The sequence below is a fragment of the Citrobacter sp. Cm038 genome (genome assembly GCF_030333105.1).
GTDB lineage: Bacteria > Pseudomonadota > Gammaproteobacteria > Enterobacterales > Enterobacteriaceae > Citrobacter > Citrobacter murliniae.
The window spans coordinates 159,288-171,365 of sequence record NZ_JAOWGO010000024.1; the positions used below are offsets into that span (position 1 = coordinate 159,288).

The following is a 12,078-nucleotide window of genomic DNA, read 5'->3' on the forward strand; positions in this document are numbered from 1 at the left end:
ACTTATTTAACCTGTTTCAGTACGTCGGCGGTGATGTCTTTTACATCGCTGCTGTTGTATGCAACGGTGTTCGCGTCAACGACCAGATCGATGCTCTGGCTGCTAGCGACAGATTTCACAGCAGTCTGGATACGAGTAACCAGTTTGCCACGTTCTTCGTTGGAACGACGTTGACGATCCTGCTCAAAAGCCTGCGCTTTCTGAGAGAAAGTCTGGCGCTGTGCCATAACGTCTTTTTCCAGCTTGGTACGATCGGCACCCGCTTTCATAGATTGCAGACGCTGCATTTTAGATTGCAGATCGGATTCCATACGCTGCAGTTCGCTGGCGCGGCCTTTGAACTCATTTTCCAGCGTATTAGAAACACCAGTCTTCTGTGCAACCTGTTGGAACAGGCTACCCATATTGACGATTGCAATTTTGTCGGCAGCCTGTGCAGACGTTGCCATCGCTAAACCGAGACCTGCAGCTAATAACCACTTTTTCACAATTAACTCCTTACCATCCCATTTGCATCCGAAGATGCAGTTCTTTGCGTGGCCAGGCGATCCCATGCAAGATCGCCTAAAGTCATCGCTACACAACTCTTACATTCCTTTGTGAAGAACAATTACCAGGTTTTACCAATGTTAAACTGGAACTGCTCTTTTTTGTCTCCCTCATAATCCTTAAACGGCTGGGCGTAGGAGAAGACCAACGGCCCCAATGGGGACATCCATTGTAATGCGATACCTGCAGACATACGGATATTGCTCGGATCGCTGTAGTCTGGATAACCAGAGTACTTGGCCGAATCCCAGTTAGTATCCCAAACGGTACCCATATCCCAGAAGAAGGAAGTACGGACCGAGTTGGCATACTTGTCGCTAATAAACGGCGTCGGAGTAATAAACTCCAGGCTGGCGACAGCCATGGCGTTACCGCCCACAGCATCATCCGATTTACACGGTGCAGTATTGGTAGTGTCACACTCGTTGTCATAATCGTCATCATTATTATAACGATTAGCCGGTAAATAGACGGCTTTCGGACCGATAGTGTTCGACTGGAAGCCACGCACAGTGCTGGAGCCACCGGCATAGAAGTTCTCATAGAACGGCATCTCTTTGCCGCCTATACCGTCACCGTAACCCCACTTAGTACGACCCAGAACAACCCATTTATGGTCGTCATCGATCGGCACATAGGTCGCAGTATCCAACGTCGCTTTGTAGTATTCGTTATCAGAACCAGGAACCGTCACTTTACCGTTCAGGTTGACACGCGTACCTTCCGTTGGGAAGTACCCACGGTCCAGCTTGTTGTATGTCCAACCGTAGTTGAAGGTGAAATCGTCCGATTTGAAGCTATCAGCATCAGGATTCTCACCCATGGAAACCAGATATCGCTGCATCGCAACCTGTGGATCCATGTTAGACAGGGAGTTATGCACATAACCCAGACCCGCACGCAACGTATTGTATTCGTTGATCGGGAAGCCCAGCGTTACGTCTGTACCATAACTTTTGTTGGTATAGTCGGACAGATCCGCATCATCCGCTTCAAAGTCGTTATAGAAGACGCGACCACCAAGGCTGACACCATCAACGGTGAAATACGGGTTGGTAACAGACAACTCAGTATAGGTCTGATAGTCGTTTTTGGTGCCGTTAATACCGACCGAATAACCGGTACCTAACCAGTTATCCTGCTGAACGCCCGCCTGGAAGCTAACGCCGCTCTCTGTACCGTAACCGACGCCGAAGTTGAAGCTACCGGTGTTACGTTCTTTCACCTTATAGACCACATCAACCTGATCCGGACTACCCGGAATACGCTGAGTATCAGTGTCCACGGTTTCGAAGTAGCCCAGACGATTCAGACGTTCTTTACCCTGATCGACCAGATCGCTACCCAACCACGCGCCTTCCATCTGGCGCATTTCGCGACGCAGCACGGAATCTTTAGAGGTGTCGTTACCTTCAAAACGGATCTTACGAACATAGAAACGGTTACCCGCATCCACATTTACACGTAATTTTACGGTTTTGTCTGCATCGTTGATTTCAGGTTGCGACTGTACACGCGGGTAGGCATAGCCATAGCGACCCAGAAGCTTCTTGATATCATCTTCCATTTTGGTCACTTTGGTGCCGTTATAGAGTTCGCCCGGCTCGATTTTCGTCAGGGTCTCAATCTCGGCAGAGTGTCCGGCAAGGTTACCGCTCACTTGCACCCCAGAAAGTTTGTACTGCTCGCCTTCTGTGATGTTGACAGTGATATAGATACCTTTCTTATCCGGCGTCAGGCTGACCTGCGTGGAGTCAATGTTGAAACGAGCGTAACCGCGATCCAGATAGTAGCTGCGCAGGGTTTCGAGATCGCCCGCCAGTTTCTGTTTCTGATATTTACGATCGCCTACGACGTTCCACCACGGCACTTCATCACGCAGTTGGAAGTGAGAGATAAGCTCGTCGGTTGTAAAGGCGTGGTTACCGACGATATTGATCTGTTGGATCTTCGCCGATACACCTTCCTGGAACACCAGTTTGAGATCAACGCGGTTACGCGGCAACGGTGTTACCACCGCTTTCACACTGGCGCTGTACTTACCGACGCTATAGTAGAAATCTTCCAGGCCTTTTTCGATATCGGCAAGGGTTGTGCGATCAAGAGATTCGCCAACACGCACGCCAGACGCCTCGAGGTTCTGCTTAAGCATGTCGTCTTTCACCGATTTGTTACCGGAGAAAGTAATGCTGGCAATCGTCGGACGTTCTTTTACCTGAACCAGAAGGGTATCACCATCGCGCAGGACGCGGACATCCTCAAAGTTTCCGGTGGCGAACAGGGCGCGAATGGTATTACTGATGTCTTCATCATTAACCGTGTCGCCTGTACGCACCGGCATACTAAGGAGAGCCGCACCAACGGCGACTCGCTGTAGGCCTTCGAAATGAATGTCCTTCACTACGAACCCTTCAGCACCGTATACGGTGGCGCTGCTAAACAGCAGCGACGCTATGAGCAACTTTTTCATCGCCATCGTTATTATGCGTTCTTCCTAACACTCTCTTACAACCGAGAGAAATCATTGAAAAGTGCAAGCCCCATTAACAACACCAGCAAAATAGAGCCAATGCGATAACTAAAGTCTTGAACCCGCTCGGATACCGGACCGCCCTTCAGCTTTTCAATCGCCAGGAACAGCAGATGCCCCCCGTCAAGAACGGGCAACGGAAACAGGTTGATTATCCCTAAGTTCACGCTGATAAGCGCAAGGAACATCAGGTAATAAATTACCCCGAACTCCGCTGACATCCCAGCCCCCTGGGCGATAGAAATCGGCCCACTGAGGTTGTTCAGTTTTACATCACCGGTAATCAATTTTCCCAGCATACTGACCGTCAGCTTCATCAGCTGCCACGTTTTATCCGTGGCTTCGAGGATGGCGCTGAACGGCCCATACTGGCGTACAGTCTTGTACTCATCAGGCAGAGGGATAATTTTAGGCACAACGCCCGCAAAACCTTCCGCCTTTCCATTACCCGGTTTGGTATCCGGGATTAATGTTAAAGACAAGGGACTCCCCTGCCTTTCAATTTCGAGCGCTAACGGCTTACCTGGATTATCGCGCACCAACATCACGAACGTCATCCATTGCGTTAGCGGTTGACCATCGACTTTAACGATCCTGTCGCCAGCTTGCAAACCCGCCTTGCTTGCAGCGGAGTTAACCTGCACTTCTGACAGCACCGGTTCAATCTGCGGACCGCGCGGGCGAATCCCCAGACTAGAGACAGGATCCTCTTTATCCGGCTCAAATGCCCAATCGCGCAGATCCAGCGTTTTGTCCTGTCGCTGGTTGCTGCCAAACTGCGCCACGCTGATGGTCGTATGCTCATCGCCGATTTTGGAGACCAGCTGCAACCGCACAGTATCCCAATCTGGGGTTTCGATGCCATCAACAGCTTTTAGTTCCGTACCAGGCAAAATTTGCGCCTGAGCGGCGATCGAATTAGGTGTGATCTCACCAACAACCGGACGCACACCAGGGACACCGATGATAAAGACCAACCAGTAGGCAAAAATAGCAAAGATGAAGTTTGCAATTGGGCCTGCAGCGATAATGGCAGCACGTTGCCCAACTGTTTTATTGTTGAAGGCGTGGTGGCGCAGCTCCGGTATAACCGGCTCAGCACGCTCATCCAGCATTTTGACGTAGCCGCCGAGTGGGATCAGGGCGATGACGTATTCAGTACCCAGTTTATCGGTACGACGCCAAAGCGCTTTTCCAAAGCCAATGGAAAAGCGCTCGACACGGACTCCACAGCGCCGGGCAACCCAGAAATGACCAAATTCATGCACAGTGATAAGCACACCGAGTGCGACGATGAATGCAGCCAGATTCCAGAGAATACTCAGCATAAGACCATCCGTTAGAGTGTCCTGAATACCAGTAACAACAGGCAAGCAAAGACCGGTACTGCAGCCGTCAGGCTATCAATGCGATCCAGAATACCACCGTGCCCTGGGATTAAGTGACCACTGTCCTTAATACCTGCTTCACGCTTAAACATACTCTCGGTCAAGTCACCCAACACGGAGGCCAGGGCTGCAACGATAGAGCAAATGAGCAAGGTGACAGGCGCAACATCAAGATTCGCCCACATACCATAACCCCATGAGATCACAGCAGCAGTGGCGAGTCCGCCAATAAAACCTTGCCAGGTTTTACCAGGAGAGACCTTCGGCGCCAGTTTATGCTTGCCAAACAGCTTTCCAAACATATACGCACCAGAATCCGCTCCCCAGACGAGGATCATGACATAGAGCAGCCATACCGCGCCACTATAATGATTCTCATCATAATGCCAGGCTCGTAGCGCCAGCATTCCCCAAAAGAAAGGGACAATGGTTAAGATGCCGAAAATTATGCGTAATACCTTTGAATTACGCCAGACTGCCGCTGAACCGGGGTAAAATAACACCAGTAATAGCGCTACAGCCCACCAGCCTAACGACGCCCAAAGCGACAATTCAACCAGCGGCTGGTGAATATTGTGATGATATTCAGGCAGCAAAAACAGCATCAGTGCCAGCAGTAGCCCACACAGAACCGCCAGCCAGACTCGCTGCGTGCGAGTGGCAAAACCGCTTAACTGTCCCCATTCCCAGGCTGCCAGCATACAAACGACCAGCGTAACAATGGCGAACCCCACCGGCGGCAACAAAAACAGCGCCGCGATGACCACGGGTATTAAAACAAAAGCAGAAATCAGGCGATACTTCAGCAAAAGCGACCCCCATCAGGCTTTTTCATCACCGGGTTCGGTGCCGCCGAAACGACGCTCTCGATTAGCAAAGGCATGCAGCGCACCTTCAAAGTCTTGTTCATCGAAATCGGGCCAGAGAACATCCGTAAAGTAAAGCTCGGCATAGGCAATTTGCCACAGCAGAAAATTACTAATGCGGTGCTCTCCCCCAGTCCTTATTACTAAATCCACCGGAGCCAGCTCATGCATGCAAATTTGTTGACCAAGCATCTCTTCATCAATTTGCTCAGGACGCAGCAGACCTTCCTGCACCTGTTGTGCCAGTTGTCTGACTCCCTGGACAATATCCCACCGACCACCGTAATTCGCAGCAATATTCAGCGTTAACCCGGTATTTTGGGCGGTAAGCGCTTCAGATTTGCGGATCCGTTCTTGCAAACGTGAGTTAAATCGACTGATATCCCCGATAATACGCAGACGAACGTTATGGCGGTGCAGGTTTTTCACTTCGCTATCAAGCGCCCACACGAACAATTCCATTAACGCGCTCACTTCCTGCGCAGGTCGGTTCCAGTTCTCACTGCTAAAGGCATACAGCGTTAACGCATCAATACCGTTATTGGCAGCAAAAGAGACAGCCCGGCGGACGGATTTTGCTCCGGCCTTATGCCCAAAGGCGCGAATCTTCCCTTGCTTTTTCGCCCAGCGGCCATTGCCATCCATAATAATGGCTACATGGCGGCAGCCATGTGCTGGCAAATTTTCGCTTAATGGTTGAGTTGCAGACAACATAACGCGTTTTTAGTCCCTGAAAGGATTTTACGGTACTCAGGAATACTGAAGCCTTTTGCTCTTCATCCTTCAGGCTGCCTCTTTGTTAGCTGCGCTCATTCGCCCCAGCCACATACTGATTGTATGCTCCTGGGAACTCATTCACTTGCCGCCTTGATGCAACCTGAATGATTTTGTGTATCCACAAAAAAGCCGTGTCAAACCACGGCTTACCCGACCGAAAAAAAGCAAATACCCACAATCGGGTGGCGCAGACTATATCACTGAAGCCCAACGCTAACAAATAGCACGATCCCCCGTAGAGGGATTATCATCAGCTTGAGAGTCGCGTCACTTGTTTTGTGGCGACTTCCCTGGCGATGGCATCGACCCTCAGCACGTCATCAACGCTCTGCGGTTCCTGCAAATCCATCTTATCCAGTACGGATAAATTTAGACGTGCGATATCAGTAAATCGAATCTGCTGCGCCAGGAATGCGGCAACGGTAATTTCATTCGCGGCGTTCAGCGCGGTTGTCGCGGCCTGCCCTTGCTCAAACGCGTCCATTGCCAATTTCAGGCACGGATAACGCTGGTAATCAGGTGCGGAAAAAGTCAACGCACTGAGTTTGCAAAAGTCGACAGGCTTAGCGCCAGACGTCACACGTTCCGGCCATGCCATCGTATGGGCAATCGGTGTACGCATATCAGGCTCACCCAACTGGGCCAGCACACTACCATCCTGATAACGCACCATCGAGTGAATCACCGACTGCGGATGAATCAGCACTTCCATCTGGCTTGCACTGGCATTAAATAACCAACGCGCTTCAATGTATTCCAGACCTTTATTCATCATGGTGGCGGAATCGACTGAGATTTTTCTTCCCATCGACCAGTTCGGATGACGGCATGCCTGATCGGGCGTCATTGAAACCAGATCCTGCAATGGCGTTTCACGGAAAGGGCCACCAGACCCGGTAAGCAGAACGGACATTACGCCATTTTGCTCAAGGTCAGCGTATCCCAGATTGTGTTGGATAGGTTGAGGTAAACTCTGAAAAATCGCATTATGTTCGCTATCTACCGGCAAAAGCTGCGCTTTGTTGCGTTTCACGTCGTCCATAAACAAACGTCCGCAGGTCACTAAAGACTCTTTATTTGCCAACAGAATACTTTTGCCCGCACGGATTGCCGCCAGCGTCGGTAATAGCCCCGCTGCGCCGACAATCGCCGCCATCACCTGATCAACGTCATCCAGCGCAGCCATATCACAGGCTGCCTGTTGCCCACTCATCACCTCAGTGCGACTTCCGTGCTCCCGAAGTGCGGCTTTCACCAGCACTGCGCTTTTTTCATCGTCCATCACCGCATAGCGGGGAGAAAACTCCAGGCATTGCTCTACCATGCGGGTGACATTTTTACCCGCAACCAACGCAGCAACTCGAAACTTTTCCGGGTTATGGCGTACTACATCCAGCGTACTGCAACCAATAGAGCCGGTTGAGCCCAGAACGGTTAATTGCTTCATCAGACATCCAGAAGAATTGAGACAGGATAAAAAGCAAAACGCCGCCAGTTGATCCTCACAGATCCCCCAAGCGGCGTTTTAAACGTACAGGCGAATCAGAACTGCATCAGTTCCGCTTCTTTCTCTGCCAGCGCCGCATCAACTTTCTTGATTGCTGCGTCAGTCAGTTTCTGTACGTCGTCCTGAGAACGGCGATCGTCATCTTCGCTGATCTCTTTATCTTTCAACAGAGCTTTTACTTTATCGTTGGCATCACGGCGTACGTTACGTACAGCAACACGAGCCTGTTCAGCTTCACCACGCACAACTTTCGTCAGATCTTTACGACGCTCTTCGGTCAGCGGAGGCAGCGGAACGCGGATATCGGTACCCGCAGAACTTGGGTTCAGACCGAGGTCGGAAGCCATAATCGCCTTCTCAACAGCCGGCCCCATTGAACGGTCAAACACGTTGATTTTAAGAGTACGGGAATCTTCAACCGTTACGCTTGCCAGCTGACGCAGCGGAGTTGGTGTGCCGTAATATTCTACGACAATACCGTCCAGCAGGCTGGGAGAAGCACGACCCGTGCGAATTTTGCTGATTTGGTTTTTGAACGCTTCTACGCATTTATCCATGCGCACTTCAGCATCTTTTCTGATATCGCTAATCACGTTACGAATCCTTGAAAACTTGTCTCAGACAGACCAGACGGAAGCACTGATGCGCTAAGTATAGTCTTGTTTAAAATATGCCACCGGGTAAGTGACCCGCTTGATTAAAGCGGAATCTTACCCGTATTTGGCCTCGACGGAAATTATTCCGTGATTAAAGTGCCTTCTTTTTCACCCATAACAACACGGCGCAAGGCACCTGGTTTGTTCATGTTGAAGACACGAATCGGTAATTTGTGGTCACGAGCCAGCGTGAACGCAGCCAGATCCATCACTTTCAGTTCTTTATCCAGTACTTCACTGTAGGTCAGTTGTTCGTACATGGTAGCGGTTGGATCCTGAGCCGGATCGGCGGTAAATACGCCATCAACTTTAGTGGCTTTCAGAACCACATCCGCTTCGATTTCAATACCGCGCAGACAGGCTGCAGAGTCAGTAGTGAAGAACGGGTTACCGGTACCCGCGGACAAAATAACAACGCGATTGTTACGCAGCAGGCTGATAGCCTCTGCCCAGCTGTAGTTGTCGCACACGCCGTTCAGCGGAATAGCAGACATCAGGCGAGCGTTCACATAGGCGCGATGCAGTGCGTCACGCATTGCCAGGCCGTTCATAACTGTTGCCAGCATGCCCATGTGGTCGCCCACAACGCGGTTCATACCCGCTTTTGCCAAACCTGCACCGCGGAACAGGTTACCACCGCCAATCACTACGCCAACCTGAATGCCCAGTTCAACAAGTTCTTTAATCTCTTGCGCCATACGGTCAAGGATGCTTGCGTCAATACCGAAACCTTCAGTCCCCTGCAATGCTTCGCCGCTCAGTTTAAGCAGAATGCGTTTGTAGACGGGTTTTGCGTTGGTAGCCATTTTCTTTCCTGCGAGTGTCACGAATGGGATGATTTAAATCGGGTGACATCATGTGTTTCCTGCCGTTTGTTGCCTACTGGAACTGGCTGATTTTCACATGACGGGTACAAAAAGGAGCCGCCCTGAGGCGGCTCCGGACAGTACAATTAAGACTGTTTAGACATTGCAGCAACTTCTGCTGCGAAGTCAGCTTCAACTTTCTCGATGCCTTCGCCCACTTCAAAGCGGATGAAGCCAGTCACGTCAGCGTTGTGCTCTTTCAGCAGCTGGCCAACGTTTTTGCTCGGGTCCATTACGAAAGGCTGACCAGTCAGAGAAACTTCACCGGTGAATTTCTTCATACGGCCTTCAACCATTTTCTCTGCGATTTCTTTCGGCTTACCAGACTGCATCGCGATGTCCAGCTGTACCTGGTATTCTTTCTCTACCACTTCAGCAGACACGTCTTCTGGTTTAACGAATTCTGGTTTGCTTGCAGCAACGTGCATCGCCAGGTGTTTAACCAGCTCTTCATCAGCGCCTTTAGCCGCAACCAGAACACCGATGCGCGCACCGTGTTGGTAGTTGCCCAGAACGTCGCCTTCCAGGATTGCAACGCGACGGATGTTGATGTTTTCACCGATTTTAGCAACCAGCGCAACACGCTCTTCTTCGAACTGTGCTTTCAGGACTTCAACATCAGTCACTTTACCTGCTACAGCCGCGTCCAGAACTTTGTCTGCGAACGCCTGGAAACCACCGTCTTTAGCAACGAAGTCAGTCTGGCAGTTAACTTCCAGAATCACACCGAAGTTGCCTTCGATTTTGGTTTTGATCACGCCGTCAGCAGCAACGTTGCCTGCTTTTTTCGCAGCTTTGATCGCACCAGATTTACGCATGTTTTCGATTGCCAGCTCGATGTCGCCATTAGCTTCAGTCAGTGCTTTTTTGCAATCCATCATGCCTGCGCCAGTACGCTCACGCAGCTCTTTTACCAGGGATGCGGTAATTTCAGCCATTCTAAAATCCTCGGAAGATTTGATCTGCCCGGCATTAAACCGCACAGATTTAAAAGTGAAAAAGGGGGCCTAATACAGGCCCCCTAACCAAACGTGATACTACCTGGTCTATAAGGGCTCTAACGAGCGTGCCTTATTATTCAGCTTCTACGAAGCTTTCTTCCGCCTGGGAAGCCAGATCCTGAGAACGGCCTTCACGAACGGTTGTAGCTACAGCGCCCAGGTACAGGGTCACAGCACGGATTGCGTCGTCGTTACCCGGGATAACGAAGTCAACACCGTCCGGATCAGAGTTGGTATCAACGATAGCAAATACCGGGATACCCAGGTTGTTTGCTTCTTTGATAGCAATGTGCTCGTGGTCAGCATCGATTACGAACAGAGCGTCCGGCAGACCGCCCATGTCTTTGATACCGCCCAGGCTGTTTTCCAGTTTCTCAAGCTCACGGGTGCGCATCAGCGCTTCTTTCTTGGTCAGCTTTTCGAAAGTACCGTCCTGAGACTGAGTTTCCAGATCTTTCAGACGTTTGATGGACTGACGAACAGTTTTCCAGTTAGTCAGCATACCGCCCAGCCAGCGATGGTTCACGAAGAACTGGTCGCAGCTGTTAGCAGCTTCTTTCACCGCTTCGCTTGCAGCGCGTTTAGTACCAACGAAAAGGATTTTACCTTTACGAGCAGAGATCTTGTTCAGTTCAGCCAGAGCTTCGTTGAACATCGGTACAGTTTTCTCAAGGTTGATGATGTGAACTTTGTTACGCGCACCGAAGATGAACGGCTTCATTTTCGGGTTCCAGTAACGGGTCTGGTGACCGAAGTGAACACCAGCCTTGAGCATGTCGCGCATGGAAACAGTTGCCATGATTAAAACCTCTATATATAAAAGTTGGGGTTAAGCCTCCACGCATCCCATATTACCGACCCCAAAGGGCACCCCGGAATATGTGCCGATACGTGTGTGTTGTTACACAAAGTGAGATTTGTCGCTTCAGTCCATCTTGTGTATCTGAGAATGGAACGGAAGTCCGGCGCGCTTTATACCACAAATACGCCGCAGACACCAATAATTGTTGGCGGTCTGTGCTGTTAATGATTCTCAATTTGGCAGCAAGTACGCCGGACTGTTACCATTGGCAGCACTTACACAATTATTGTCGAAATCATCGACACTGATGGACAGAATTCATGGCTATCTCAATCAAGACCCCTGAAGAAATCGAAAAAATGCGCGTCGCTGGTCGTCTGGCCGCTGAAGTGCTGGAAATGATCGAACCGTTTATCAAACCGGGTGTCAGCACCGGCGAACTGGATCGCATCTGTAATGACTACATAGTGAATGAGCAGCAGGCTATATCCGCCTGCCTGGGTTATCACGGTTATCCGAAGTCTGTGTGCATCTCTATTAACGAAGTGGTATGCCACGGGATCCCGGATGATGCCAAACATCTGAAAGATGGCGATATCGTCAATATCGACGTGACTGTCATTAAAGACGAGTTCCATGGCGACACCTCAAAAATGTTTATTGTCGGCAAACCGACAATTCTCGGCGAGCGTCTGTGCCGCGTTACGCAGGAAAGCCTGTATCTGGCGCTGCGGATGGTAAAACCAGGCATTCGTCTGCGCACGCTGGGCGCTGCGATTCAGAAATACGCGGAAGGAGAAGGCTTCTCTGTGGTTCGCGAATACTGTGGTCACGGTATTGGCCGCGGCTTCCATGAAGAACCTCAGGTTCTGCACTACGATGCTGACGATGGCGGTGTAGTACTTCAGCCGGGCATGACCTTTACCGTGGAACCGATGCTGAATGCGGGGGATTATCGCATTCGTACCATGAAAGACGGCTGGACGGTGAAAACCAAAGACCGTAGCTTGTCTGCACAGTACGAGCATACTATTGTAGTTACCGAAAACGGCTGTGAAATTCTGACGTTACGCAAGGATGACACCATCCCGGCGATCATCAAACACGACGAATAATTTTTTGCCTGATGGCGATGT

General features: G+C 50.5%; 11 protein-coding genes. 1 reads left to right on the top strand and 10 read right to left on the bottom strand.

All coding sequences use genetic code 11. From position 1 onward, the window contains the following. Positions 1-2: 2 nt before the first annotated feature. The 10 genes from skp to rpsB all read right to left on the bottom strand — a co-directional run bounded on the left by skp (position 3) and on the right by rpsB (position 10,939). Complete coding sequence (gene skp / locus OGY01_RS18125; protein WP_045440005.1) at positions 3-488, bottom strand: molecular chaperone Skp; 486 nt, start codon at positions 486-488, stop codon at positions 3-5. 122 nt (positions 489-610) lie between these two features. Next, the gene (bamA, locus tag OGY01_RS18130; RefSeq protein WP_045440002.1) at positions 611-3,025 is read right to left on the bottom strand and encodes an outer membrane protein assembly factor BamA; all 2,415 of its coding nucleotides are present in this window, start codon (positions 3,023-3,025) and stop codon (positions 611-613) included. Between the two features lie 29 nt (positions 3,026-3,054). Continuing rightward, positions 3,055-4,407, bottom strand: a complete 1,353-nt coding sequence (gene rseP / locus OGY01_RS18135) for a sigma E protease regulator RseP (RefSeq protein WP_045439992.1) — start codon at positions 4,405-4,407, stop codon at positions 3,055-3,057. An 11-nt stretch (positions 4,408-4,418) separates the two neighbouring features. Beyond that, positions 4,419-5,276 carry a phosphatidate cytidylyltransferase gene (gene cdsA / locus OGY01_RS18140; protein WP_045439989.1) on the bottom strand — a complete coding sequence of 286 codons (858 nt, stop codon included), beginning with the start codon at positions 5,274-5,276 and terminating at the stop codon, positions 4,419-4,421. Between the two features lie 12 nt (positions 5,277-5,288). Continuing rightward, positions 5,289-6,047, bottom strand: coding sequence for a (2E,6E)-farnesyl-diphosphate-specific ditrans,polycis-undecaprenyl-diphosphate synthase (gene ispU, locus OGY01_RS18145; protein WP_200011490.1), 759 nt, complete (start codon positions 6,045-6,047; stop codon positions 5,289-5,291). 313 nt (positions 6,048-6,360) lie between these two features. Continuing rightward, positions 6,361-7,557, bottom strand: coding sequence for a 1-deoxy-D-xylulose-5-phosphate reductoisomerase (gene ispC, locus OGY01_RS18150; RefSeq protein WP_286493477.1), 1,197 nt, complete (start codon positions 7,555-7,557; stop codon positions 6,361-6,363). 95 nt (positions 7,558-7,652) lie between these two features. Then, positions 7,653-8,210 (bottom strand): ribosome recycling factor, encoded by a 558-nt coding sequence (gene frr / locus OGY01_RS18155; protein WP_045439981.1) that lies wholly within the window; start codon positions 8,208-8,210, stop codon positions 7,653-7,655. Positions 8,211-8,353: 143 nt separating this feature from the next. After that, positions 8,354-9,079: a UMP kinase gene (gene pyrH / locus OGY01_RS18160; protein ID WP_045439978.1), complete on the bottom strand. Its 726-nt coding sequence runs from the start codon at positions 9,077-9,079 to the stop codon at positions 8,354-8,356. A gap of 146 nt (positions 9,080-9,225) precedes the next feature. Continuing rightward, positions 9,226-10,077 carry a translation elongation factor Ts gene (tsf, locus tag OGY01_RS18165; RefSeq protein WP_045439976.1) on the bottom strand — a complete coding sequence of 284 codons (852 nt, stop codon included), beginning with the start codon at positions 10,075-10,077 and terminating at the stop codon, positions 9,226-9,228. Between the two features lie 136 nt (positions 10,078-10,213). Then, positions 10,214-10,939 carry a 30S ribosomal protein S2 gene (gene rpsB, locus OGY01_RS18170; protein WP_003018553.1) on the bottom strand — a complete coding sequence of 242 codons (726 nt, stop codon included), beginning with the start codon at positions 10,937-10,939 and terminating at the stop codon, positions 10,214-10,216. A gap of 323 nt (positions 10,940-11,262) precedes the next feature. On the opposite strand from rpsB, the gene map reads away from it, so the two are divergent. After that, positions 11,263-12,057 carry a type I methionyl aminopeptidase gene (map, locus tag OGY01_RS18175; protein ID WP_045439973.1) on the top strand — a complete coding sequence of 265 codons (795 nt, stop codon included), beginning with the start codon at positions 11,263-11,265 and terminating at the stop codon, positions 12,055-12,057. The last annotated feature ends 21 nt before the right edge of the window (positions 12,058-12,078 follow it).

Excerpts from the sequence above, each read along its gene's own strand:
- rseP (WP_045439992.1), bottom strand. The coding sequence starts at position 4,407 with ATGCTGAGTATTCTCTGGAATCTGGCTGCATTCATCGTCGCACTCGGT.
- rpsB (WP_003018553.1), bottom strand. The coding sequence starts at position 10,939 with ATGGCAACTGTTTCCATGCGCGACATGCTCAAGGCTGGTGTTCACTTC.
- ispU (WP_200011490.1), bottom strand. The coding sequence starts at position 6,047 with ATGTTGTCTGCAACTCAACCATTAAGCGAAAATTTGCCAGCACATGGC.
- ispC (WP_286493477.1), bottom strand. The coding sequence starts at position 7,557 with ATGAAGCAATTAACCGTTCTGGGCTCAACCGGCTCTATTGGTTGCAGT.
- pyrH (WP_045439978.1), bottom strand. The coding sequence starts at position 9,079 with ATGGCTACCAACGCAAAACCCGTCTACAAACGCATTCTGCTTAAACTG.
- tsf (WP_045439976.1), bottom strand. The coding sequence starts at position 10,077 with ATGGCTGAAATTACCGCATCCCTGGTAAAAGAGCTGCGTGAGCGTACT.
- bamA (WP_045440002.1), bottom strand. The coding sequence starts at position 3,025 with ATGGCGATGAAAAAGTTGCTCATAGCGTCGCTGCTGTTTAGCAGCGCC.
- map (WP_045439973.1), top strand. The coding sequence starts at position 11,263 with ATGGCTATCTCAATCAAGACCCCTGAAGAAATCGAAAAAATGCGCGTC.